Origin of the sequence: Schaalia odontolytica, assembly GCF_009730335.1 — a bacterium.
Lineage (GTDB): Bacteria > Actinomycetota > Actinomycetes > Actinomycetales > Actinomycetaceae > Pauljensenia > Pauljensenia dentiphila.
The window spans coordinates 806,268-830,439 of sequence record NZ_CP046315.1; the positions used below are offsets into that span (position 1 = coordinate 806,268).

Consider the following 24,172-nt stretch of genomic DNA (forward strand, 5'->3'; position numbering starts at 1 on the left):
GCGGAGTGTGCGTGATGGAAGTGCGTGCGGATGCCCAGGATCAGTGGACTCGAGCTCTCATCGAGTACTACCGCGAGAATCGCACGAAGTATTCTCGCCTGAGTACCACTTCGGCACCGTGCCGTGTGTGGCACAGCCCCCTATGCATTATCGGGTTGTGCGCCGACGCCAGTAGCCGATCAGGCCGATCGTGAGGGCGGGAGCCCACAGGAGCAGCATCGGGGCGTAGGCCGCGACCAGGATGGCCACCTGCCAGCCGTTCATGCCGTCCGCGGGGGTCCTGCCGTCGGTAAGGCCCAGCCAGATGGAGCCGAACCTGATGATCAGGGTGGCGCTGATGCGGTAGAGCAGGGCGTTTCCGATCCCTCCGAGCACTAGGGGTAAGAACGTGGGGATCCGTCTCGATCCGAGAAGGGGACACCATCGGGGAACGCGCTCGCCCCAGGGGTAGATGAGTCCGAGGCACAGGGTTCCAGCGAGGGCCTGGATGGCCTCGAGGCCCAGGATGTAGGCGGTGGCCGAGGCGTTGGATCTGAAGAAATCTGCCTGGGAGAAACCGAGGTCAGCTCCGCAGAGCATCGCGATCCTCCACACCACCGGTAGAAGGGCGCTGATGAAGGCTGTCCAGCAGGCTGCGCGCACCAAGCCGCTCGCTCGGACTTCCGGTTGAGCGGCCGGGTCGGCACCCCTCACGTTGTCTCGGTGCGACTGAGAACTCATGCATTATTCCCAGCGGAAGAAACGCGCCGCTGCGGCGGCGCAGACGGTGCCGAACACAAGGAGAATGAGAGCGGCTATCCAGTGCTCGCCCCATCCCTCGCCATCCCACAGGCCTCGTGTGAGATAGGTGAGTTGCGTCATCGGCGAGTACTTCGTGATGGAGAGGATACTGGGAGGGAGCATCGCCAGGGGAACCGCGGCGCCCGAGGTGAAGATGAGTGGGTACATGAGGATGTTTCCTAGCCCCTGAGCCGCACCGACGTTGCGGAACCGCCCGGCGATGAGGTAGCCCGCTGCCAGGAAAGCCGCTAGACCGAGCATAGTAGCCGCGAGTGTGGAGATGAACGCTCCGGCTGATGCTGGGCGTACCCCGAAGCCGAGTACGGCGATGGCGTACATGGCGGCGAAGGATACGAGGCCGAGTGTCAAACGGGAGACAACGTCGGCGGCCAGGTAGAGGGCCGGGTTGAGTGGGGTGGCGCGAAAGCGGCGCAGTACGCCCGCCCCCCGCTGGGTCACGAGGTCGACGGGGACGATGATGAGCGCGCTGATCGCGATGACGATCCCGGGGAAAGCGGTGAAGTTTGCCTCGAGGAATCCTTTTCCTCCGAACTCGGGTAACGGGTTGTTGCCGAAGATGAGGCCCATGCACCCGATGAAGGCGGGGGCGAACAGAAGCGTGAAGATGACGCTGACGGGTTCTCGCAGTGCGCGCATCGCGGTGACGCGGCACAGTTGAATGAAGGTGCGCATGGCTCACGCCTCCTGACGCATGTTGCGGCCGGTGAGTGCGAGGAACACGTCCTCGAGGCCGGGGGAGCTGGTGCGGATGTCTGTCACGGTGAGGCCCGTGGCCTCGATGGCTGCGATGGCAGCCTGGGGGATGCCGCTGCCCGACCACAGCATCGAGACGGAGGTCCCGGCGATCATCACGTCGCTGATGCCGTCGATCTCGTCGACGATGCCGCGGGTGAGCTGCTGGGAGGTGCGCAGCTGTACCTTCGTGCCCTTCGCGATGGAAGCAATGAGGCCGGGCACCGTGTCGAGTGCGATGAGGCGGCCGGCATCGATGACGGCGACGCGGTCGCACAGGGCCTCGGCCTCTTCCATGTAGTGGGTGGTCATGACCACGGTGGCTCCGCCCTGTCGGATGGAGCGCACGACAACCCACATGGCCAGTCTCGCCTGCGGGTCGAGGGCTGTGGTCAGCTCGTCGAGGAACACGACCTCGGGCTTGCCCAAGAGGGCGAGAGCGATGAAGACTCGTTGGCGCTGTCCGCCCGAGAGCTTGTCCACGTAGGAACGCCCCTTGGCTGCGATGCCGAGCTCGTTAAGGAGTTGAGCTGGGTCGGCGGGGTTGGAGTACATGGAGGCGAAGAGTGCCATCGCCTCGTTGACGGTGATCTTGGGGGGCAGGGCTGCTGTCTGTAGCTGGACGCCGATCCTTTCTCGCCATCGTGTGGAGGGACGGGAGGGATCCTCCCCCAGGACGTCGATGGTGCCGCTCGTGGGGCGGCGTAGGCCCTCAAGGCATTCCATGAACGTCGTCTTGCCTGCCCCGTTGGGGCCGATGATTCCGAAGATCTCGCCGGGGTGGACCTCCAGTGATACGCCGTTTACGGCGGTGAGGTCGCCGTAGCGCTTGGTGACATCCGTCGCGCGGATAGCTGGGGTTGTCATGACTTCTTCTGAAGATGCTGTTGACAGGTGTCACGAGGCGGGGGCTGCGTCTGCGGGGCCGCTGTCCGCCTCGGGGGGCATGGTGCCCGCCATGGTGTTGCGTACGAGAGCCGCGATGGGGTTCGTGTCCGCGTGTTGGGAGACGAGAACCGATAGTGGGATGAGGGCGAGGCCTTGGGATGGGTCGGTGAGGACGACCAGCTGGTCGCCGGGTTCGAGTCCGAGGGACTTGCGAGCCTGGGCGGGGATCGAGACCTGTCCTCGAGTTCCCACGGTGACGGTTCCGAAGAATCCGCGACCTCCGGGTCCGTAGTGCGCGGGGTTGCGTGGTGTCATGTGTGTGTCCTCTCCGTCATGTCAGATATAGCATGCAAAACACGTATACATGTATTATCTGCCTCGGAGAGATTCTCGTGTGAGTATTGAATTGTGATCTAGGCCATGCTCAATGCGGTTGTGTGAGCTCTCTGGGCATGCAGCTGACGCCTTGGGGCGCTAACCGTTGTCCCAAGGCGTCAGCAAGCGCGGACTATGCCCGGCTTCTCAGTTAGGCACGGTGCCTGGCCAGGAGAAGGGCCCCTCCTACTCCCGCAGCCACGACGAGGCCAAGAAGACCCGAGTGTGCCCCCGAGTTCGCGAGCCTGGGCCCCTCGCCCGAAGGGGGAGGCGTCTCGGGGTGGCTCGCGCTCGGGCTCGGCTCACTCGGTGCAAAAGAGCGCGGAAAACGCAGCTTGGACCACACCAAGCGGTGGTCCGAGGTCGGAAACGGATACAGACCGGTCAAACGGAAAGCCTCGTCCTCGCGCGTCGGCCAGAACACCCCCGCGTCCTCGACCTGGGTCCCGGTGTTTGGCAGGACGTAGTCAATGCGCAGGTTCCCCGGCCGTGGAGTGTCGTTAAAGTCGCCGGTATCGTACTTGGGCTCCGTCCTGTGCGTCAGGTTTGCTCCTCCCTGAAGCTCGGCTTCGCGCTGGCCTCCCAGCGAGGTCGGCGCCGTGTCCGCCACTCGGGAGTTTGTCAGCAGCTGATCGATGGCGCCCGGGTAGGAGTCCCCGTCAAGGGGGTCCGAGTTGTAGTCCCCGAGGATCACGAAGTTGGCATCCGCGCTCAGACCTCCCCGCACTCCGTTGTCGTCGTACAGGTAGTCGGCTCGGTTCGAGACGTAGTCCGCCCACAGCCGGATCTCGTCGAAGTTCCGCTTCTTGTTACGCTGCTCGGCTCCGTCGAATGACGGGGGCGTTGTGTGCGCCGCCAGCACGTGGATTGTCGTGCCATCAACATCGACCGGCAGGTCCGCGTGAGTCTTCGAAGACAGGGGGAAGCTGTCGAGTACCTCGTCGGAGTACCAGCCGGTGCCGTCGCTGTTGGTGGGCAGGAGAGCGCCTGGCATGTCCTTCCATAGGAAGTGCTGGAAGGTACGAACCTGCTCGTCCTTGATCGGGTACTTGGAGTAGACGACGAATCCGTACTGGCCTGGGAACTTGCCGAATCCCCAGGCGTCGGAGGGTCCGGAGGTGCTTCCGTCCCCGTCCAGGTCGAAGCCGCTGGGGATGCCCGTGTTTACCGAACCCGACCATGAGTAGGGGTAGGACACGGGCCGGGAGCCGTTGTGTGGGATTTCGAGGTAGTTCGTGCGAAAGAGGTCAACCGCGGCCGCGGTGGCGTCGTAGTCGAACTCGTTGATCAAAATGATGTCTGGGTTCACCCGCTGGATGGTCTCTGCGACGTTCGATGCCTGGGCGTTGTCTGCCGTGGCCAGGTCGTCGAGAAGCTGACCCGGGGCGTCTCGGTTAAGGCTAGCGTTGAAGGTGGCCACCGTGAGGACATCGGTTGTCGACGACCGTGGGGGATCGGCGAGCGCGGGGGCTGCCGCCAGTAGGCACAGGGATAGGGGAAGGCACGCCGCGGTGGCTGCCGAGAGGGGCTTCATTGCCAAAATCTCCTTCATCACCGTTGGGATGTGTACGACAGATGGTAGATCCCCGGGTGGGCAACAAACAAGGATGCGGTAGTAGTGGGAGGAGAAGGGCGGGTAGCCTGAACGACGCGACTGCTAGTCGATGCAGCCCTGCGAGTAAGGAATCGAGGTTTCCATGGTTTCAACAGCTTCCCTGGTATCCATGGGCGTGAGTGCTCTGGCCGCGCTCGTCCTGCCGATCGTCATCCTCGTCGCCGCTCGGCGCAGGTGGCGTTTTTCCCTGTGGTCCGCCGCCGTCGGTGCGCTCGTGTTCGTCGTGTTTGCTCTCCTCCTCGAAGGGGGAACGCACTCGCTTGTATTCGCGGCCGTCCCAAGCCTGCGCAGTAGCCCCGCCCTCTACACCCTCTACGGGGCGCTCGCGGCCGGAGTGTTCGAGGAGCTCGGGCGGGTGTGTGGCTTCGCCGTGCTGCGAGCAAGCGATCGACGCCCCGACGACGTCGGGCGCGCCCTCGGGGCGGGCATTGGACACGGAGGCATCGAGGCAATGCTGCTCGTGGGAGTGGGGATGGTCTCCAGCCTCGTAACCTCGGTGAGCATCATCAACGCGGGGGCCAGCGAGGCGTTCCTCGCCGGCTTGCCCGACGCCCAGCGCGACACCGTCGCCCGCCAGTTCGACTCACTCATCAATACCCCCGCGCCGCTCTACCTGCTGGGCATCGGCGAGCGCGCCATCGCCATTGCCTTGCACATCACCCTGTCGGTCCTGGTCTGGATGGCGTTCACGGGGCGGATCCGCCGCTGGTGGATCCTCGGGGCGATCCTCGCCCACGCCCTCGCGGACGCTGGTGCTGCCCTGTATCAGAGCGGGGCGGTGAGCGTGTTCGTGGCGCAGGGGTGGGCGCTGATCGTCACCGTCATCCTCGCACTGGCGATCAGGCGAATCTACGTGTCCGCCACGGCGCCGCTCGCCCGCGGGGCCGCGCAGGCCTCGTGAGCGAGCGACGGGCGGGACATGAGCTCACGCGGGAATGTCGCGCACGCGGTAGGCGATGAGGCCGCCAGCACAGCACGCGATGCCCACGCCGAGCTGGACGGCCAAGGGGAGCCAGTGGGTCGTCCCCCACGGGTCGGCCACGTGCCCGAGGACGGACAGGTCCTGTGCCCACGCCGGCATGTCGATGAGGCCCCCGAAGAGACGCGCGAAGGAACTCCACGCGATGACCGCCCACGCCAGGGACCGCCACTGGGGCGCAGCTCCCACCAGGAACACGGCGATGCCCGCCGCCGCCACGACCCCCGGTAGCTGGGTGAGCGTGGAGACGAGCGCGCGACCGGCAGCGTGGTCCTCGCTCACCTGGGTGGCCGTCGCCGCCGCCAGCGCTGCCCCGGACACGAGGAGCAGGACCACCCCGGCGCCGATGGCGTCGGCCACCGCCGCCACGAGCGTGCGCGTGCGCGGGACCCCGCAGGCCAGCACCGCCTCGGACAGCCCCCTCTCCTCCGACGCAGCCAGGCCGAGCACCCGCTGGACGACCGCAGTGTCCACGAGGGCCACCATCACGACCGCGAGCAACGTGGTGTACTGGACGACGGGCCGCATCTCGGGGGCCATCTTGTCGACGTAGGCGGCGCTCGCCGGGTTGTTGGCGATCAGGTCGGACAACCCGCCCGACATCGCGCCGAAGAGCGCCCCCGCGAGCGCCAGCGCGAAGGCCCAGGCCGCCAGGCGCCGAACGCCCAGGCGCGCGGTCAGGCCCAGCGGGCTGCGCACGCGCCACCGCCTGGCGGACACCGAGCGGTCGGCCAACACCGCCCCCAGCAGCTCCCGGCGGGAGTGAAGCAGTGCCGCCAGTGCCACCAGAGCAGCGACCACGAGCGCAAAGACGGCGAGTACCCATACGCGCTCCGCCCCGAAGGGCTCGGCGACATCCCGCCAGGCCAGGGGGCTCAGCCACCGCAGCCACGCGGCTCCCGTCTCGTCGGCCAGGACGCGGACGGCGAAGGCTGCCCCGAACACTGTGAAACTCAGTCCCCGAGCGGCTGAGGTGTCCCGCACCAACTGCGAGGCCACCAGGGCGATCCCTGCGAAAGCCCATCCCTGGGCGATGGCCACGCCCCCGAACACGAGCGCCCCCCGTAGGGGCGTCTCGCCCACGACGGCATCCACGCCGATCAGCGAGACCGCCAGACCCGTGCCCGTGAGCGCCATCGCGCCCAGCGCCCACGCGGTCGCCGAGGCGAAGGGCACCCAGCGGCCGGCGCCCGCCCCGAGGACGACCTCGACGTGCCCGTCCTGCTCGTCACGCCTGGCCAGCACGGTCGTGAGCATGATCGCCATGATCGCCACGAACCACAGCAGGTACCCGCCGTCCTCCCAACTGGCGAACTCTCCCACGCCGCCGGTGGCGGGGAGGGGCCCGAAGAGCAGGCGCACGCCGGGCGCGTCGCGCATCTGGGTGAGGAGTGCGGTGCGCTCCTCGAAGGAGGGGTAGGTGCGCTGCAGGGCGATCGGATGGCCCAGCAGGAACAGCCACAGCGGCACCATCCACGCGAGCGCCTGCCACCTGTAGCGGCGCGTCGCCAGCCCCAGGCACCGCCGCAGTCCCGTGAACGCGCTCATGACCGTGCCCCCTGGTTCCCCGAGTAGTGGCTCATGAACAGGTCCTCCAGGCTGGCGGGCTCCACCTGGACGTCCTCCGCGCCCAGTTCCGCGACCACGCTCAGGACCCCGGGCACCAGGGAGGAAGGGACGCGGGTCTCCACGCGGGTGCCGGTGGGGCGGACGTGGGCGCCGAGCGCAGCCAGGGTCTCGACGAGGCGGGGGCGGCGCGCGTCCGATTCGCCGACGCCGATGCGGATGGCGGTCTTTGCCAGGGAACGCAGGTGCGACAGGTCGCCGCTCTCCACGGTGCGCCCGTCCTTGATGATCGTCACGTGCGAGCACAGGTCCTGGACCTCCGCCAGGATGTGGCTGGACAGCAGGACGGTGGCGCCCCCGTCGGCGGCCTCGCGGACCGTGTCCGTGAAGACCCGCTCCATGAGGGGGTCCAGGCCAGAGGTCGGCTCGTCGAGGATGAGCAGATCCACGGGCGCGGACAGGGCGGCCACGAGCGCCACCTTCTGCGCGTTGCCCTTGGAGTAGGTACGCACTTTCTTGGTGGGGTCCAGGTCGAAGCGCTCGGTGAGTTCCTCCTCGCGGGCGCGGTCGCGCGAGCCGCGCAGGCCCGCCAGGGTGTCGAGCACCTGCCTGCCCGTGAGGCTGGGCCACAGGCTCACCGATCCGGGTACGTAGGCGAGGCGGCGGTTGATGGCGGAGGCCTCGCGGGCGGGGTCCATCCTCAGGACCCGGGCGCGGCCGCCGTCGGTGTGGTACATGCCCAGCAGTACGCGGATCGTCGTGGACTTCCCCGCGCCGTTGGGGCCCAGGAATCCGTGGATCTGGCCCTGCCCGACCCCCAGGTCGAGGCCGTCCAGGGCCTTGACCCTCCCGAAACTCTTGATGAGGCCCTCGGCCTCGATGAGATTAGACAATGTTCCAGTCCTTTCCTGTTTTCTCTTCGAGCACGGGCCCGAACTCCGGGTCCGCCTGCAAGCGGCGGACCAGGTCGTCGATGACGCGCCTCTGGTCGGGCTCGGGGTAGCCGATCTTGGACAGCCGGGCCACCCGCTTCCACAGCAGGTGCCCGGGCCCGCCACTGGGCAGGTCGCGCAGCAACGCGAGGGCGGTGGCCCTGTTGCGCTCGAGGACGGCCCACTCGGCCTCCTCAAGCTCCTCGATGACGCGCTCCCTCTCCTCGTCGCCGTAGGCGCCGGGGTAGCGGCTGCGGTCGAGTGTGGCGAACGTGGTGAGCATGCGGACCACCGCGCGGCGGTCCTCGTCGCTGAACCCCTCAATGAACGGGCTCAGCGAGGCCGGGATGAGGCCTGAGATCGCCAGCGCCAGGACCATGCGCCGGTCCGTGTGGATGATGGGCAGCGTGGCCGGGTCCTCGACGAGGTCCTCGAGGTGATCGTAGAAGCGCTCCAGGACGATGGGCAGGGGCGAGAGCGCCTCGCCGGAGCGCACCCTGGCCACGAGCTCATCGATGCGGGCGCGCTGGTGGTGCAGGACCTCGATGCGGGCGTCGATCTGCGCCCGCGTGGCGAGCAGATCCGCCTCGACGGCGCTGCGCCCCTGGGCGGGTTCCTCGGGCAGCATCTGGGCGATCTTCGCCAGGGGGATCCCGGACTCGGCCAGCCACCGTATGCGCAGCAGGCGCGCCAGGTGCTCGATGCCGTAGTCGCGGCGCCCCGCGACGAGTGGGGGCACGGGGAGCAGGCCCAGGCGGTGGTAGTAGCGCACCGTCCGGGTCGTGGTCCCCGCCAGGTCGGCCATCACTTTCACTCTCATGGGTACCATCGAACACTGTGACGCTACGTCGCTGTCAAGGGTGCGAGAGTCGCGGACCATCGTCGCGGACTCGGCGCACTCGCGATCCTCCCTGATCGACGCCGATCGTTCACGGAACGCTCGCGTGAGTCGCTAGTATGGCGTCATGAAAACCTTGGTGGTCGGAGCAGGGATCTCGGGACTTGCATGCGCTGACGCGCTCGCTCGGAGCGGTCAGGACGTCGAGGTCTACGAGGCGAGCGCGCGAGCGGGTGGTCGCATTGAAACGGCTACGGTGGCCGGTTGTCGGGTTGAGGTCGGTGCGAACTTTCTGTCCTCGACATACCGTGTCATCCCGCGCATGGCCGAGCGCCTCGGCGTCGCGCTCCGCCCGATTCGTGCGCGCGCAGGAATCATCGTCGACTCGCAGGCTGTGACCTACGTCCCCAACGGATTCGCGATGGTGCGAGCGGGCGTGATGGGCTGGCGCGAAGCCGCCCGGGCGGGATGGCAGCTTGCCCGTCAGTTCCCGCGCCTCGCGAAAGCCAACCCGGCTGATCCCGCCCACTGGGCAGACATCGACGTGCCCGCCGACGAATGGTGTTCCGCGCGCTTTGGCGAGGCCTTCACCCGCGCGGTCATCGGATCCTCGTTTAGGGGCTACTACTTTCAGGATCTTGCCGACACCTCGGCCTGTGCGGCGCTCGCCATGGTCTCCTACGGCGCGCGTCCCTTCGTCACGCTCACCGCGGATCCTGGGCTCGAAGCGATCCCTCGGGCACTGGCCTCGGGACTGTCGATCCATTACGAGGCTCCCGTCGCTCGCGTCGAACGCGATGGGACCGGCGGCGCTTTGGTGCTCGCTAACGGAACTGTGGTCGAGGCGGATCGAATTGTCCTGGCTGTTCCCGGACCCGTGGCCGCTTCGCTCCTCGTGGATCCCTCCCCGCTTGAAGCTCAGCTCCTATCGACACCCTACAGCTCGGGGCTCCTGGTTGTCCTCGCGTGCCGTCGTCGCCTGAGCGAACGCGAGTTGGGCGGTGCATACGGTTTGCTGGCGTCGCCGAGCCAGGCTGGCCCCATCGCCGCGCTGTGTGTGGCGAGCCGCGCCGGGCACGCGGCGCCGGGCGTAGATGCCGTGACCGTCATGTTTGATGGGGAGGCTGCGCAGCGCTCGATCTTCATGGGGGAGTCCGACACTGAGGTGACCGCTCGGGCGGTCGCGGTGGTGTGCGAGCTCGCGCCGACTGTGGGAGACGCCGTTGATCTGGAAGCGAGCCGCGTCGTCAGGATCCCTCACGCGATGCCGACCTGTCGGGTTGGGCGAGTCAGTCAGGTTCGCCGCTATCGCAAGGAGCATACGGGGCCGGTGGTTCTCGCGGGTGATTACTTGGCATTCCCGTGGTCGGATTCGGCGGCGCTGACGGGCCTGTGGGCAGCGAACTGCGCGAGGGTATCGGGCGAGCGAGACTGAGGAACATGCGGTTGCGCAGAGTCGAGCGTGCTCGGGTCATCGCGTGTTAGCAAGATCTGTGGGGCGGTAGCGGTTTGTGGCGCTGGCGATCGTAACTGGCGAAGCTGTCGTGGGCTGCGTAGGGATAGTTTGTCTCGTGCCGTCTGGTGGTCCATTGTCTCGCACCTATGGTGCCTGAAGAATCCGGCTTCATAGCACACCGTGATATTACCGACGATGAGCGTCGGATAATTCATCATGTTTGTCGATTGAATTTCCCTTTTGGGTCTGAATGAAAATATGTTAGACAATTTATGTGATGAGAGTGTAAGTGTACCGAGGTGGAATCGGCGTGTAATTCGTTAGACCTTTCTGTGTCGGATGACTAGCTCTTTATGGAGTAATGAACATTTCAGTACAAGCTGACAAATGGACCGAGATCGTCCGCAATAAACGCGCTCTTAGCACCGTCCGCGCCACTACTGGCATAGGACACTTTTGGACGCGTAAGGTCCGGAATCGCGGGAAATTAATCTGGGACCAAGGTCGGGATTGACCTGGTTCGCTCTCGATACCATTGACCGCACAAAGTTCAGCGAGTGCTACTGGTAGCCACGCTTCATGATGATTAACGGTGATCAGAATAGTGGCTCGACGTCGACAAATACCTGGATTTTCATTCAATGATGATGATGCGAGACATGGTCGCGGGGCGATGTCAACAAATTGATTTCCCAGCCTCTCAATTTCATGAAAGGTGGTCGCAGTGCTGAGCATGCTCACCCAGGAGCGCCACGCGAACGATCTGTCGCGTGGACACCGCTTCATCCTGCTCGTTCTGGTCTCCATCGGCAGCTCCATCATCTACACCCCCGTCTACCTGCAGTACGTCTTTGAGGACCCGTTGGGTAAGGCGCTGATTGCCTCGAGTACGGATGCCACCTCACGATTGAGGACGGTCCGGCCATGGTGGCGCATGATCTGACCCGCCCGGGTCTGATGATCATCGGGGATGCCGCGGGCTTCACCCTCAACATGGGCCTGACCATCCGCGGCATGGACCTGGCGGCTGGCTCCGCGCTGGCGGCTGCCGAAGCCATCGAGAAGGCCTTCCAGACCATGGACTTTGGCCAGCAGTCGATGGACCAGTACCGCGCCCTGCTCGACGAGAGCTTTGTCGGCAAGGACATGGCGACCTACGCGAAGGCCCCGGCCTTCCTGGAGCGCCCGCGCATGTACAAGGACTACGGCAAGCTCGCCGCCGAGGTGTTCTACGGCATCTTCAACCATGACCTGACGCCGAGGCGCCACATCCGCAAGGTCGGTCTCGACGCCCTCAAGGCGTCGGGCCTGAAGCTGACGCAGATCATGGGCGATGTCCTCGCGGGCATCCGCGCCCTGTGACGAGATTTCTGAAAGGAGGACGAGCAATGGCTCAATTCGTCATCGAGAGTGTCCCCGCCCGCCTGGCTGGGAACACCTACTACCTGGATGAGGAAGAATCCCACATCGAGGTCAATCAGGAACTCGCTCGCGCCACTGGCGCTGGCGCTCTCCTCGAGCGCGTCTGCCCCGCGAAGGTGTACTCGGTTGAGGCCGACGGGACCGTTGGCGTTGAGTATGCGGCGTGCCTTGAGTGTGGCACCTGCTTGGCTGTTGCACCGAAGGGCGTGCTCAAGTGGCACTACCCGCGCGGTAGTTTCGGCATCATGTTCCGCGAGGGCTGATTCAAACCCCACAAGGCGTGGCCGAGAGTTGTGCCTGTGGTGAGGCGGTGGGAGCGTGAAGCTCCCGCCGCCTCACCGTTTGTGTATGGAGGTGAAGTGTCGCTTAGTGCTCAATGTGCTCGTGTTCGCGGTGTTGCGGGCATTCGAGCTGGAACGTGGAGTGCGCGATGGGGAAGTGGTGGCACGCGCATTCGCCCAGCTGGTGGACAATTCTGTCCCGGCTTGGCCCGTCGGCGTGTTCCGACACGGTCACGTGCGCCGTGACGGTCACCAGGTGAGATGAGACGGCAGCGACGTGTAGGTCGTGCACGTTGAGCACGCCGTCGACGTTCAGCATGTGTGCGCGCAGCTCAGTGACGTCCACGTTCGCTGGCGCCTGCTCCATAAGGATTGCGACAGAGCGGCGCAGGAGGGTGAGTGCGCGCGGTGCCATGAGCGCTGCAATAAGGAGTGAAGCGATCGCGTCGGCGCGGGTCCACCCGAAGGCCCACTCGGCACCCGCAGCGACGATGACAGCGACCGAACCTAGGGCATCGTTCGCGACTTCCAGGAATGCTGCCTTCATGTTGAGGTTCGCGTCGCGCCCGCCCGCGAGGATCGCCAGCGACACGACGTTGGAGGCTAAGCCGATGATGCCGACGAGGAGCATCGGTCCGGCCTCGACCTCGGGCGGAGAAAGTAGTCGCCACGCGCCCTCCCACGCGACGATCGCGCAAATGATCAGCAGCATGCCGGCCTGTAGGGCGGCGGCCAGGACCTCGGAGCGCGCCCACCCCCACGTGCGCTTGTCGTCCCGTGGGAGCCGTGTCAGGTGCGCGGCGATCAGTGCGATGACGAGGCCGGAGGCGTCCACGACCATGTGCCCGGCGTCCGCCGCCAGCGACAGGGATCCGGACCAGAAAGCGCCGACCAGCTCGGCGACAACGACGGCACCCGTGACCGTGAGCGCCCACCCGAGGCGCTTGGTCGAGGCCCCCGCGTGGGAATGATCGTGGGAGTGGCCGCCGTGCCCGCCGCCCTCGGAGTGCGCGTGGTCCTGGGAGTGGGCCACGGCCTCGTCGATGTGGGACGAGGCGGGGGTCGATTCTTGCGCGTAACCGGCGCTGGGGGAGGGGCTGGGGCGGTTGTTGAGCATGCTCCTACTATACGTTCCGAATGGGCTCCGTGAGGAGAGGTCCAACCGCTCGGTATGTCATAGATCACTGCCAGGCTGGATGGTCTTGGGACTGGGTGCCCGGGTTCCACTGTGACGGACGACGTATCCTAGAGGACAGAGCGCGGGGAACACCGCGACTGAAGGGCACACGCCCACAGGAACTGTAAAGGAGCGCCACATCATGGCAGAACCTCGTATCGTCACCGTCACGGGCGCAGCCGGCAACATCGGCTACGCCCTCCTGTTCCGCATTGCTTCCGGCCAACTGTTCGGCCCGGACGTGCCCGTCAAGCTGCACCTGCTGGAGATCCCGCAGGCCGTGAAGGCAGCCGAGGGCACCGCGATGGAACTCGACGACTGTGCGTTCCCGACCCTGGCCGGCGTTGAGATTTTCGACGACGTGAACCGCGCGTTCCAGGGCACCAACGTCGCGTACCTGGTGGGCGCCATGCCGCGCCGCGCCGGCATGGAGCGTGCCGACCTGCTCGAGGCCAACGCGGGCATCTTCGGCCCCCAGGGCAAGGCCATCAACGACGGCGCCGCCGATGACGTGCGCGTCCTCGTCGTGGGCAACCCCGCGAACACCAACGCCACCATCGCCCAGAACGCTGCGCCGGACGTCCCCGCGTCGCGCTTCACCGCGATGATGCGCCTCGACCACAACCGTGCGGTCGCGCAGCTCGCCCACAAGACCGGCGCCGCAAACGCCGACATCAAGGACGTCGTCGTGTGGGGTAACCACTCGGCCGACCAGTACCCGGACGTCTCCTTCGCGAAGGTTGCTGGCAAGCCCGCGACCGAGCTCGTGGACGAAGAGTGGCTGTCCAGCTACTACCGTCCCACCGTCGCCAAGCGTGGCGCCGCCATCATCGAGGCGCGTGGCGCCTCCTCGGCCGCCTCCGCTGCGAACGCCGCGATCGATCACATGTACTCCTGGATCCACGGTACCCCGGAGGGCGAGTGGGTCACCGCCGGTGTCATGTCCGACGGCACGCACTACGGCGTCCCCGCCGGCCTGAACTTCGGCTTCCCCGTCACCTCCGATGGTGGCGAGTGGCAGGTCGTCGACGGCCTCGAGATCTCCGACGCGACCCGCGCTGGAATCGACCACAACATCAAGGCGCTCCAGGAAGAGTACGACGCCGTCAAGGCGCTCGGCTTCATCAAGTGAGGCTACCGCCCTCGTGGCGGTTGGTGGGAAGGGCGCGCGCCCGGCTGATTGGCCGGGCGCGCGCCCGCATGTATGGGGGGGTTGTTGTGGGCTGGCGGGGTTGTTGTGGTGTTGTTGCGGTGTTGTTGTGCGGGTGTAGTGGGGTCGGGCAGTGTTGTTGCGGGGTTTGTCAGTGAGTGTGGCGCGGTCGTGCTGCTTTGGTCGCGCGCGGCAGCAATGCACTAGATAGCGAGGCATTGCACTAGATAGCGCGGCAATGCACTGCATACTTCCCAGTGCAATGCTGCGCTAAGTGGTGCAACGCTACTGAGCAACAAGCCCATGCGCGGCATGGCCTGCTCCATTGCTGCTCCAACACGATTCCAGCCGAGCTGTGCCGGGCAGCCCTGCGCCGGTTAGGGAGCATAGGGCCGGTTAGGGAGTATTACATTAGCTCCGAGCTGGTGTAATACTCCGCTAATTGGTGTAACACCACTGAGGACCAGGGGCATTGTGGTCTGGTGCTCACCGCGCTTCGGTGAGAAGTGCTGTAACTGGCCTCTGGCCTTTGGCGTGGTGCGCAGTGTCGGACCTGTTGGCGGGGCTGCGCTGCCCCTGACGTGTATCCGCGCTGTCGCTTGTTGCGATCGGGTCGTGCACCCGATCAGTGAGCATTGCACCCGCTCTGATCGGGTGCAATGCTCCTTAACGGGTGCAATGCACCTTATCGGGTGTAGCTCCGCAAAAGCCGCATGCAATTCCCGCGTTGGAACATCAGGCATTTAATCCGAAACATTGAAATCATGCGGTTTATGAGGTGTCGTTGATCTGTGTTCGCGGGGAATTGCATGCGAAAGTGTGGGACGTATCTGCGGCCGATTGGGCGTTATGGTCGCGAGCTGCCGTCGCGTGGTTCCTCTTTGATCCAGTCGTAGGCAACGCGCTCCGTGCCGTTGGCCACCGTGATCGTTCCGCACTCTTGGAATCCGAAGGATTCGAGCGCGCGTCGCATCGGTATGTTCTCTTCGTGAGTGTCGCATCGTAGATAATCCGCGTGTTCCGCCGCAAATCTGAAGATCGCCCGCGCAACCCCATGCCCACGCACCGCGGCCACGCGGTGGATGACGTGGTAGTCGGCATTGGAGTGCCAAGCGCCGGCGATCTCTGTGTAGGTTTCGTCCGGACCTGGCGTGAAGGTGAAGACGGCGAGAGGTCCATCCTTGTCGGTGATGAGGAAACAGTGCTCGCTCGCGATGTCTGCCTCCGCATCGATCCGCCCTGGGTAGCAGTCAGGCCACTGGGTTGCGTTCCCATTCTCCCGCATGAACGCGCGAGCGTGCTCATAGGCACCTTCGATGAAGGCGAGGTCTGAGCGGGACGCGAGTCGAATCTGCATCCCCCAATGATAGGAGGTGTTCGTGGCCCCTCCGATAGGTGGTGGCCTGGGCCCTATGGGCGGAGTGGTAACCCGATTGGTAGTAGTGGTGGCAGCGCGCCCAGGCTGTCACCTAAAGGGTTAGCGTGCGCATCAAGGGGTTAGCGTGCGTACTAAGGGGTTAATGTGCGTATCAAGGGGTTAACGTGCACATAGAGGGGTTAAGGGCGCCACCTAGCGGGTCGACGTGCCAGCCTTGCGTCGGCGGGTGCGGTTCGAAGCTGGCCCGGACGCGAGTTAACAGTTATTTGGGAGCAGACTAAGCGTGCGTGAAACGCGCGTGAAACCAGCGCGGCCGGCCCTGGCGACCCGTGAAACGCGCGTGAAACCGTGGTGCCGCCTGTCCAGACAGTAACCCCGACCGCAACAACGCACCAACGCAACCCCGCCCAGCAACAACCCCACCCCGCAACCCCGTGGCATCTCCCGCAAACGGTGCCCCGGCCTCGTTCATGGGTATGAACCTGGCTAGACTGGCTCCCATGACTGAAAACGCGCAGCTTGTTGTGACCCTGTCCTGCCCGGACCGCCCCGGCATCGTGCACGCCGTGACCGGCGTGATTGGTGGGTCCGGCGGCAACGTCATCCAGTCCCAGCAGTTCGGTGACTCCGACACGGGTACTTTCTTCATGCGCGTCGAGGTCGACTCCCCGAAGGGTCGCGCGCCCATCGATGAGGGCCTGGCCCGCGTCGCCGAGGAATTCGCCGCCACCTACCGCGTCGACGACCTGGGCCGCAAGCTGCGCACCATCATCATGGTCTCCCGCGAGGGCCACTGCCTCACTGACCTCCTGTACCGCCAGCAGACGCAGGGCATGCCCATCGACGTCATCGCGGTCGTCGGCAATCACCCGGATCTGGCGCCCGTTGCCCAGTTCTACGGCGTCCCCTTCCTCAATATCCCCGTTACGAAGGACACGAAGGCCCAGGCGGAGCGCCAGCTCCTCGACCTCATCGCCTCCGAAAACGTTGAGCTCGTCGTCCTGGCGCGCTACATGCAGATCCTCTCCGACGAGGTCTGCCGCGCCATGCAGGGTCGCGTCATCAACATTCACCACTCCTTCCTGCCCTCCTTCAAGGGTGCGCGCCCCTACGCGCAGGCCCACGAGCGCGGTGTGAAGCTGATCGGCGCGACCGCTCACTACGTGACCGCCGACCTCGATGAGGGTCCGATCATCGAGCAGGACGTCACCCGCGTCTCCCACGCCGACTCGACGCCGGACATGGTGGCCCTCGGCCAGGACGTGGAGCGCCGGGTCCTCGCCCAGGCCGTCCGCTTCCACGCGGAGCGTCGCGTCCTCATGAATGGCAACCGAACGGTCGTCTTCTCGCGCTGACGCCCTCCCGAGGGAGTCAAGACGAGGCCGGGGCGCGGTCCGTGGGCATGCTGAGCCTGACCGCCCGAGCGGCGCGTTGGCCTCGTGACACCCGGCTGGCGTGTCGCAACCTCTCACAAGGGTGTGTGCGGCCATGCGGTCACATTTACGCGATATGACGCCCCTGTGTGGAGTCTCTTGTCACTTGGTGGGCAAGGTTCAGACGTGATCTTTCGGTCATTTAGCGGGTAAGTGTCGCATTGACCGCCTGATAAATGGCACACTTGTTACGTGGACGAAACGACTCAGCAACGCACCCCCATCACCGGCTACGTGCCCGGGGGTTTTGACATGTTCCACCAGGGACACCTCAATATCCTGCGCGCCGCGCGTGAGCGCTGCGATCGCCTCGTCGTCGGCGTGACCTCGGACGAGGCCCTCATCCGCATGAAGGGCCGCGCCCCCGTCATTCCGCTCAAGGAGCGCTGCGACCTCGTGTCGTCGCTGCGTTTCGTGGATGCGGTTGTCGTCGACCTGGACCAGGACAAGCGCCTCGCGTGGCGTCTCCAACCTTTCGACGTCCTCTTCAAGGGTGACGACTGGAAGGACACTCCGAAGGGCGCCGCGCTCGAGGCCGAGATGGCCGAGGTCGGCGCGCGCGTCGTCTACCTCCCGTACACGCCGTCGACGTCGTCGACGAAGCTGCGCCGTTTCATTGCGCCCGAGGACTTCTCTGACGAGGCCCCGGCGAAGGACAGCGACCAGGCGGCGGAAGGGGAGGCGCAGTGAGCCTGCCCGTCGTGCTTGAGCCGGCTTCCTCGTGGGGGACTCGTTTTAGTGCTTACCGCTCCGCGCTGGCTGCCGCGCAGAAGCCGGGCGCGGGTGTACCCGCGTACATGCGCTGGGTGAACCGCGGCGCTGCGCGCGTCGTGGCCGCCGCCTGCGCGGCCTTCGGCTGGACGCCGAACTTCGTCAGTTTCGTTTCCGTGTGCTTCTCGACGCTGGGCCTCATCGTCCTCGTCGCGTGTGACCCCGCGTGGTGGACGGGCCTCATCGTGGGCATGGCCCTCGCGGTTGGCTTCATGTTCGACTCCGCAGACGGCCAGGTCTCGCGCGTCACGGGCGCGTCCTCGAAGACTGGCGAGTGGGTGGACCACGTCGCCGACGCGTTCCGCTCCCCGGCGATCCACTTCTGCACCGCCGTCGCCGTCATGGTCTACCTCCCTGAGTCGTGGTGGCTCGCCGTCGTCGCGCTCGTCTACGGCTGGGTGACGTCGGGCCAGTTCATGAGCCAGATCCTCGCCGAGCAGTTCGTGCGTGCCGCGGGCCGCAAGCAGACGCGTGGCGGCAACCTGCGTTCCTTCGTGCTGCTGCCCACCGACCCGGGCGTGCTGTGCTGGTCCTTCGTGCTGTGGGGCTTCGGCGTGCCTTTCATGGTGCTCTACACGTTCCTCGCAGTCATCGCGGTTGCGCATTCCTCGATTTCGCTGCGCCGTCGTTTCCGCGACCTGCGCGCCCTGGACGCGGCCGCTAAGGAGGCCGCCAAGCAGGCCGCCACGCAGGGGGAGCCCCGTGCCTGAGCTGTCCGTCCTGCTGCCTGCGCGTAACGCGGCGGGCACGATCACGCGCGCCGTGGCCTCGACGCTGGCGGCCATGCCGCGCGACGCCGAGCTGGTCGTCGGCAACGACTCGTCGTCTGATTCGACTGTCGGCGAGGCGATCCGTGGCGCGTCGCGTGGGGGAGTGGTCGATCCTCGCCTGCGCATTGAGGACATCACCCCGGGCGAGGGCGGTGTCTCTCGTGTTCTCACTCAGCTCATGGAGCGCACCGACTCGCGCCTCGTGGGTCGTATGGACGCCGACGACGTGTCCCTCAAGGGCCGCTTCAAGCGCACGATGCGCGCCATCGAGCGCGGCGACGACATGGTCTTTACGCAGATGATTGAGCTGCGCGGTTCCCGCCCGGTGCCCCGTATGCCCTACGAGATCACGCCCGAGGACATGGGCTGGCACCTGCTGCTCACCAACCCCGTGTGCCACCCGACCATGCTCGCCACCCGCGAGATCATGGACCGCGTCGGCGGCTACCGTAGCGTTCCCGCCGAGGACTACGATCTGTGGATGCGCGTGGCGTCCGCGGGCGGTCGAATCCGCCGCATCGCGCCCTGGGGTCTGCTGTACCGCATCCACCCGGGACAGGTCACCGGAAACGCCTCGTGGCGCTCGGATTCGTGGAAGAATCCCGAGCAGGCGCAGGCCTTCGCTGACCTTTCGGTGTCTCTGACGGGCCAGGAGCTGCCGCGCCTGGTCTCGCTCGTTTCGCTTCCTCGCGACGAGGCTGAGCGTGAGCTCGACAGCTTCGTGCAGGTCTACACTCAGGGGGTCGCGTCTCGACCCGCATCGTCTCGCCGCGCTCTCGAGCGCCGGCTCAATGCGCGCGCCGCGTGGGTGCGCTCTCACCTCCAAGGAGAACAGTCATGATCCTGACCCCTCCGCCCACGGGCGGCCAGCAGATCCTTCGTCACGCGCTGGCACGCCGCTGGACCTCGATCGTTGCGGGGACCGTGGCCGGCCTGGTCGTAGGTGTCGCAGCCGCCTTTGGTGTCCCCGCGTCGCACTCGGCGACCGTGTCGATGACCGTGACGTCTCCGTCGATCACCCCGGCTCCCGCCGTGCGCGCCTCGCTGTCGAACACGACGGACATGGTGACCGAGCAGGGCATTGCGAAGTCCGCCGCCGTCCTTGATGTCGCGGCTGCGCGCCTCGGCAATGGTGTCACCGCCGAGGAGCTTCGCTCCAACATGGAGGTGTCCGGCGACACGAACGGCACGATCGTCAAGATTGAGTACGTGGCTCCCACGCGCCAGCAGGCCGTTGACGCCGCCGACACGATCGCCAACGCCTACCTGACCGAGCGCACCGCCCTCGTCGAGCAACGCGCCGACGAGATGGCAGCCGGCATCAACGAGCAGATCGAGGCCCTTGAGGCCGAGCTCGCCTCCCTCCAGCCCCTGACCGACGAGGACGGCAAGACGAAGGACAACCCGCGCGCCGCCGAGATCCGTACCGAGCTGACCAAGCTCGCGAAGGATGCCGAGCAGCTCGCCCCCTACCACGCCACCGCCGGCCGCGTCATCACCCCGGCCGCGGCTTCGAGCGACGAGGTCTCGCCCTCGAAATCCCGCCTGATTCTCATCACGACCGTGGTCGGCCTCTTCGCCGGCCTGGTCCTGGTCCTCATCCGTGAGACCCGCTCGCGCTCCCTGACCTCGCCCACGCAGCTCGCCGACCTGACGGCGCTGCCCGTGTGGAGTGCCGACGAGGGCGCCCCCGAGCCGTGGCTCGCCCCCACCCGCATGCTCGCGATGGCGATAGACCGCGATCACTGGGTTGACCTGATCGTCGATGCGTCCGATCCGCAGGCCCGCGACCTGCACCGCGTCCTGTCCGCCTCGCTGGCCGAGACCCGCGTGCCCGCGCCGCGCCTCATCGACATCAACCAGCCCCTTGCCTCCCTCCTCGACGAGGTGCGCCCCTCGCGCCATGTCCTCGTCGCCGTTCGCAAGGGCCACGACCTGAAGGCGCTGCACGCCCTCCTCGATGAGCTGGCGATCATCAACCGCGAGGTGAACGGCTTGATTTACCTGGGTGACCAGGTGGCCGCGCCCGCCTCCGCTCCGACTACTCCCGCTCAGTCGGCCGAGGTCATCGAACCCGAGGCTGAGGAAGAAGCCGCGGAAGAGACTTCCTCGGAGAAGGGCAAGAAATGAGTGCCGAGGAGACCACCGCAGCCGACCACAAGGCTGCCTCCATCTGGCACGTTGACCGCACTGCGCGCGTCTCTCAGCTGATTTCGGGCGACCCATCGGATCCGCGAGCGCTCGTGCTCGTGCGCGACAACGGCCGTAACTCGGCGTTCGTCGACATCGAGGGCACGGACCATCCGGAGACCGATCCGCGTGTGCTCGAGGTCGAACCGGCCCCTGCGCGCGGCTGGGAAGAGGGCGCTGGCGCCGACGTGGACGCGACCGTTGTCATGTGCACGGTCGGCTCGTGCGACATGCTCGAAGACGCGGTGCGCGCCATCCTCGCGCAGGATCACCAGCGTTTCACGCTCGTCGTGGTGGATAACGCGCCGCACACGGGCCTGACGCGCGAGAAGCTCGCGGGCATCGACGATACGCGCCTGAGCATCGTCTCTGCGTCTCGTCCCGGCCTGTCTCGCGCCCGCAACCGCGGCGTGTTGGCTGCTCGCGGCGAAGTCATTGTCTTCACGGACGACGACGCGATCGTCGACCCGCACTGGCTGACCGCCATGATTGACCCGTTCACGGCCTCGCCGTACGTGGCTGCGACGACGGGTATCGCGCTGCCCCTGGAGCAGCGCTACGCGCCCCAGCGGTGGTTCGAGTCGCGCGGCGGATTCCCCAAGGACATGTCCCCGCGCGTGTGGTGCGTCGGTGATATCCCCGAGGGCCTGGAGGTCCTGGGTGAGAAGGGTGACGGCGGCCCGCTGTTCCCGATCACGACGGCCCGGGTGGGCGCAGGCGTGTGTATGGCCATGCGTCGCGACGTCCTCATGGAGGTCGGCCCCTTCGATCCGGCGCTGGGCGCCGGCACCTCGACGCGCGGCGGTGAGGACCTCGACATGTTCGCGCGGATCCTGGCCACGGGCGACGTCATCATCCACACGCCCGACGCTCTCGTGCACCACCGTCACCGCGTCGACGAGGCCGGCCTGGATAAGCAGATCCGCGGCAACGGCTCGGGTATGGCGGCGCTCCTGACGAAGGCGATCATCGCCAAGCCCTCCGTACTCGGTACGCTGGCGACTCGTGTGCCTGGCGTCCTCAATCGCGTCAAGCCCGGTGGCGCTCGCGTCGCCGGCACCGACGAGGACGTGCCCGGCTCGCTGACCAAGTCCGAGATCAAGGGCTTCCTCGAGGGCCCCTTCCTCTACCTGTCGTCGCGCACGCGCAACAAGCTCGGCGCCCCGCGCCAGGCCGAGCGGGCCCCCGCGCAGGATAGCGTGACCGCACCGAGCAGCGCTGGGGAGGCCCAGGCCTCGTCCGCGACGGAGACGACCGGCGAAGGGAACGGTAACGCGTGAGCCCACGCCGAGGACTCTGGGCCAAACCCGCCCCCGCCCAAATTGGGCCGTTGCGAGAGGACGCGCAAGATCTGCCTGCGTGGCCCTTCGTTGTGGCCTATTCGGCGTACTTCCTGTGGTGGGTTCTCGGCTCCGGTGACCTGATGTGGCCGCTGTTCGCGTCGATCATGCTCGTGTTCATGATCGGCCGACACGGCCTGCGCTTCCCGCCCGGATCCATCCTGTGGGTATTCTTCCTGGCGTGGGTGCTGGCCTCGATGACCATGCTCGACACGGGCGGGCGCGTCATCGGCGCGTTCTACCGCTTCCTGCTGCATATCTCGCCTGGCATCTTCGCGGTCTACGCCTTCAACGCACGCAAGTCCCTCAGCGTGCGCACGATCGTAGGCACGATGTGGGGCTTCCTGGCATCGACCACGATCGGCGGCTTCATCGCCATGGCGGCGCCGACGCTGCGCTTCAAGACTCTCATGTACTACCTGGTGCCGCGAGCCCTGCACTCCAACGACTTCGTCAAAGAGTTCACGAAGCGCGCGACCACCCAGTGGACCCCGTCGTCGTGGATCCTCTCCGACCCGCGTCCGTCGGCCCCCTTCATCTACTCCAACACCTACGGCAACGTCTACTCGCTGATCTTCCCGCTCGCGCTCGTTTTCGCCTACGTGCTGTGGCGCGAGCGCTCCAAGTGGCGTTTCATCGTGGCGGCCGTGTGCGCTCTGTCGGTCATCCCGGCAGCCGCAACGCTCAACCGCGGCATGTACATCGGCCTCATCGTCATTGTCGTGTGGGTGGGTTTCCAGCGCCTGCGCGCGGGAGCTTGGCGTACCGTCCTGGGTATCGTCGCGGCCATCGTCGTGGGTGTGATCGCGTGGCTCGCCACGCCGGCCTCCCAGTCGCTCCTTGAGCGCGTTGCGGCCTCCTCCTCGACGGAAGACCGCGCCTCCAACTACGTCGAGACGCTCTACGAGCTCCAGCAGTCCCCGCTCCTGGGCTTCGGCGCCCCGCGTCCCTCAGCCTCGCCGTGGCTGCCCTCCCTGGGCACGCAGGGCCAGTTCTGGACGGTCATCTTCTCCTACGGCCTGGTCGGCCTGGTGCTGTTCCTCGCCTTCTTCCTGCGCATGTTCCCGCGCATCTGGCGAGCCACGGACGTGTACGGCTCGATCCTGGGCGGCATCATCCTGGCGACCCTGGTGGAGCAGTTCTACTACGGCATGAACACCGGCCTCATGATCTCCGTCGTCGCGGTGGCGCTCCTGTCGCGTCACCTCGAGGAGGAGAGCGATCCGATCAAGCGCGCCGAGGCCGAGCGTGACGGCCGCGCGAACGCCGGTAGCATCGCCGGGACAGTCCGCGCCGAGCGCGCGGTGCGCATGGGGCAATGGACAAGCCCCGCCGCGAACGACGGGGCTTTTGCCACTCACATGCTTGCTCGACTCAACAAGTCGGGTCGTCGGGGAACGAGAAGCCGGACAGCTTCCACGCGCCGCCGTCCTTCACAAACAGAAAATAGGTGAGGGCGCGGGTCATGGTCGTGTCGTCCGTCAGCGCAGTTCCCGCGTCGTTGAGGACGCGAACGTTGGACGAGTCGACGCACGCCGAGACCGTGACGTTTCCGGCACCGTCATCGCTGAGGATGTGCACGTCCTCGAGGGTGGGTGAGCCGGTGGTGCGGGTGCCGTCCCTCGTCCACTCGAGAGCCTGCGCGTCGAACTCCTCCAGCGCTGAGGCGGTGAGCACGGAGGACAGGTCGGTCGCACGAGCCTGCTCGGGATCCGTGTACGCGTCCCATAGGGTGTTCATGACGAAGGTGGCCTGTCCGGTGGCCTCGGCGTCCGTGGCCAGCGAACCGGATTCGTTCGCGGGCCCGCCCGACTGCGGGGTGATGGTCTTCGCGACGGACTGTGGGATGTCGGACTGCGGGTCCTCTTCGGCGCTCTGCGCCCCGGACGCCGCGGAGGCGGCCATATCTGTCTCGGAGGAGCCCGTCAGGCGCAGGAAGCCGGCGATGACGAGCGCAATGATGAGGAGAATCGCGGCTGCCAGCAGGCTCTTCTTGCGGGCAGGGGAGAGCGAGTTGATGAAGTCCATGTGTATCCCATCGGTAGGTTATAGAAAAAGGCTACCGCGCGGTAGCGGGA

General features: G+C 66.3%; 24 protein-coding genes. 13 read left to right on the plus strand and 11 right to left on the minus strand.

Features of this window, described 5'->3' with window-relative positions; translation table 11 throughout:
• Window positions 1-147 precede the first annotated feature (147 nt).
• From FOC40_RS03510 to FOC40_RS03530, 5 genes are all read right to left on the minus strand, one after another.
• The gene (locus FOC40_RS03510; protein ID WP_039929408.1) at window positions 148-579 is read right to left on the minus strand and encodes a hypothetical protein; all 432 of its coding nucleotides are present in this window, start codon (window positions 577-579) and stop codon (window positions 148-150) included.
• A 144-nt stretch (window positions 580-723) separates the two neighbouring features.
• Window positions 724-1,473, minus strand: a complete 750-nt coding sequence (locus tag FOC40_RS03515; protein WP_003795490.1) for an ABC transporter permease — start codon at window positions 1,471-1,473, stop codon at window positions 724-726.
• A 3-nt stretch (window positions 1,474-1,476) separates the two neighbouring features.
• The gene (locus tag FOC40_RS03520; RefSeq protein ID WP_003795489.1) at window positions 1,477-2,400 is read right to left on the minus strand and encodes an ABC transporter ATP-binding protein; all 924 of its coding nucleotides are present in this window, start codon (window positions 2,398-2,400) and stop codon (window positions 1,477-1,479) included.
• A 30-nt stretch (window positions 2,401-2,430) separates the two neighbouring features.
• Window positions 2,431-2,736: an AbrB/MazE/SpoVT family DNA-binding domain-containing protein gene (locus tag FOC40_RS03525; RefSeq protein WP_003795488.1), complete on the minus strand. Its 306-nt coding sequence runs from the start codon at window positions 2,734-2,736 to the stop codon at window positions 2,431-2,433.
• 211 nt (window positions 2,737-2,947) lie between these two features.
• On the minus strand, window positions 2,948-4,330 hold the full coding sequence (locus FOC40_RS03530; RefSeq protein ID WP_131240530.1) for an endonuclease/exonuclease/phosphatase family protein: 1,383 nt from the start codon (window positions 4,328-4,330) through the stop codon (window positions 2,948-2,950).
• A gap of 163 nt (window positions 4,331-4,493) precedes the next feature.
• On the opposite strand from FOC40_RS03530, the gene FOC40_RS03535 reads away from it, so the two are divergent.
• A complete protein-coding gene (locus tag FOC40_RS03535; RefSeq protein WP_231126056.1) occupies window positions 4,494-5,312 on the plus strand; it encodes a YhfC family intramembrane metalloprotease in 819 nt (272 codons plus the stop codon).
• A gap of 24 nt (window positions 5,313-5,336) precedes the next feature.
• On the opposite strand, the gene FOC40_RS03540 is transcribed toward FOC40_RS03535, so the two are convergent.
• The 3 genes from FOC40_RS03540 to FOC40_RS03550 are packed head-to-tail and all read right to left on the minus strand — an operon-like array spanning window position 5,337 to window position 8,717.
• Window positions 5,337-6,938 (minus strand): ABC transporter permease, encoded by a 1,602-nt coding sequence (locus FOC40_RS03540; RefSeq protein WP_155844116.1) that lies wholly within the window; start codon window positions 6,936-6,938, stop codon window positions 5,337-5,339.
• A complete protein-coding gene (locus FOC40_RS03545; RefSeq protein WP_003795478.1) occupies window positions 6,935-7,849 on the minus strand; it encodes an ABC transporter ATP-binding protein in 915 nt (304 codons plus the stop codon). Before FOC40_RS03545 ends, FOC40_RS03540 begins: the two co-directional genes overlap by 4 nt.
• On the minus strand, window positions 7,842-8,717 hold the full coding sequence (locus FOC40_RS03550) for a MerR family transcriptional regulator (protein WP_050755238.1): 876 nt from the start codon (window positions 8,715-8,717) through the stop codon (window positions 7,842-7,844). The genes FOC40_RS03545 and FOC40_RS03550 overlap by 8 nt, the downstream gene beginning before the upstream one ends.
• 136 nt (window positions 8,718-8,853) lie before the next feature.
• On the opposite strand from FOC40_RS03550, the gene FOC40_RS03555 reads away from it, so the two are divergent.
• The 4 genes from FOC40_RS03555 to FOC40_RS03570 all read left to right on the plus strand — a co-directional run bounded on the left by FOC40_RS03555 (window position 8,854) and on the right by FOC40_RS03570 (window position 11,867).
• Window positions 8,854-10,161, plus strand: a complete 1,308-nt coding sequence (locus FOC40_RS03555) for a protoporphyrinogen/coproporphyrinogen oxidase (RefSeq protein WP_003795474.1) — start codon at window positions 8,854-8,856, stop codon at window positions 10,159-10,161.
• 754 nt (window positions 10,162-10,915) lie between these two features.
• Window positions 10,916-11,125 carry a hypothetical protein gene (locus tag FOC40_RS03560; RefSeq protein WP_003795472.1) on the plus strand — a complete coding sequence of 70 codons (210 nt, stop codon included), beginning with the start codon at window positions 10,916-10,918 and terminating at the stop codon, window positions 11,123-11,125.
• Entirely contained in the window at window positions 11,107-11,544 is a 438-nt protein-coding gene (locus tag FOC40_RS03565; RefSeq protein WP_039929404.1) for a hypothetical protein, read from the plus strand. The genes FOC40_RS03560 and FOC40_RS03565 overlap by 19 nt, the downstream gene beginning before the upstream one ends.
• Before the next feature lie 26 nt (window positions 11,545-11,570).
• The gene (locus FOC40_RS03570; protein ID WP_003790375.1) at window positions 11,571-11,867 is read left to right on the plus strand and encodes a ferredoxin family protein; all 297 of its coding nucleotides are present in this window, start codon (window positions 11,571-11,573) and stop codon (window positions 11,865-11,867) included.
• Window positions 11,868-11,970: 103 nt separating this feature from the next.
• Here the strand turns inward: FOC40_RS03570 and FOC40_RS03575 are convergent, their stop codons facing one another.
• Window positions 11,971-13,002 carry a cation diffusion facilitator family transporter gene (locus FOC40_RS03575; protein WP_003795468.1) on the minus strand — a complete coding sequence of 344 codons (1,032 nt, stop codon included), beginning with the start codon at window positions 13,000-13,002 and terminating at the stop codon, window positions 11,971-11,973.
• Between the two features lie 202 nt (window positions 13,003-13,204).
• Here FOC40_RS03575 and FOC40_RS03580 point away from each other — a divergent pair, with 202 nt between their 5' ends.
• Window positions 13,205-14,194: a malate dehydrogenase gene (locus FOC40_RS03580; RefSeq protein ID WP_003795464.1), complete on the plus strand. Its 990-nt coding sequence runs from the start codon at window positions 13,205-13,207 to the stop codon at window positions 14,192-14,194.
• A gap of 865 nt (window positions 14,195-15,059) precedes the next feature.
• Here the strand turns inward: FOC40_RS03580 and FOC40_RS03585 are convergent.
• Window positions 15,060-15,569: a GNAT family N-acetyltransferase gene (locus FOC40_RS03585; protein ID WP_003795463.1), complete on the minus strand. Its 510-nt coding sequence runs from the start codon at window positions 15,567-15,569 to the stop codon at window positions 15,060-15,062.
• Between the two features lie 521 nt (window positions 15,570-16,090).
• Here FOC40_RS03585 and purU point away from each other — a divergent pair.
• The 7 genes from purU (at window position 16,091) to FOC40_RS03620 (ending at window position 23,548) form a co-directional block, all read left to right on the plus strand.
• Window positions 16,091-16,945 carry a formyltetrahydrofolate deformylase gene (gene purU, locus FOC40_RS03590; RefSeq protein WP_039929403.1) on the plus strand — a complete coding sequence of 285 codons (855 nt, stop codon included), beginning with the start codon at window positions 16,091-16,093 and terminating at the stop codon, window positions 16,943-16,945.
• A gap of 270 nt (window positions 16,946-17,215) precedes the next feature.
• A complete protein-coding gene (locus FOC40_RS03595) occupies window positions 17,216-17,713 on the plus strand; it encodes an adenylyltransferase/cytidyltransferase family protein (RefSeq protein WP_003795458.1) in 498 nt (165 codons plus the stop codon).
• Complete coding sequence (locus tag FOC40_RS03600) at window positions 17,710-18,504, plus strand: CDP-alcohol phosphatidyltransferase family protein (RefSeq protein WP_003795455.1); 795 nt, start codon at window positions 17,710-17,712, stop codon at window positions 18,502-18,504. The genes FOC40_RS03595 and FOC40_RS03600 overlap by 4 nt, the downstream gene beginning before the upstream one ends.
• Window positions 18,497-19,405, plus strand: coding sequence for a glycosyltransferase family 2 protein (locus FOC40_RS03605; RefSeq protein ID WP_003795454.1), 909 nt, complete (start codon window positions 18,497-18,499; stop codon window positions 19,403-19,405). Before FOC40_RS03600 ends, FOC40_RS03605 begins: the two co-directional genes overlap by 8 nt.
• Window positions 19,402-20,694 carry a hypothetical protein gene (locus tag FOC40_RS03610; protein ID WP_003795451.1) on the plus strand — a complete coding sequence of 431 codons (1,293 nt, stop codon included), beginning with the start codon at window positions 19,402-19,404 and terminating at the stop codon, window positions 20,692-20,694. The genes FOC40_RS03605 and FOC40_RS03610 overlap by 4 nt, the downstream gene beginning before the upstream one ends.
• The gene (locus tag FOC40_RS03615) at window positions 20,691-22,034 is read left to right on the plus strand and encodes a glycosyltransferase family 2 protein (protein ID WP_003795449.1); all 1,344 of its coding nucleotides are present in this window, start codon (window positions 20,691-20,693) and stop codon (window positions 22,032-22,034) included. The genes FOC40_RS03610 and FOC40_RS03615 overlap by 4 nt, the downstream gene beginning before the upstream one ends.
• On the plus strand, window positions 22,031-23,548 hold the full coding sequence (locus FOC40_RS03620) for an O-antigen ligase family protein (RefSeq protein WP_039929400.1): 1,518 nt from the start codon (window positions 22,031-22,033) through the stop codon (window positions 23,546-23,548). The genes FOC40_RS03615 and FOC40_RS03620 overlap by 4 nt, the downstream gene beginning before the upstream one ends.
• Here FOC40_RS03620 and FOC40_RS03625 read toward each other — a convergent pair.
• Window positions 23,469-24,122, minus strand: a complete 654-nt coding sequence (locus tag FOC40_RS03625) for a hypothetical protein (RefSeq protein ID WP_003795444.1) — start codon at window positions 24,120-24,122, stop codon at window positions 23,469-23,471. The genes FOC40_RS03620 and FOC40_RS03625 overlap by 80 nt on opposite strands.
• Window positions 24,123-24,172 lie beyond the last annotated feature (50 nt).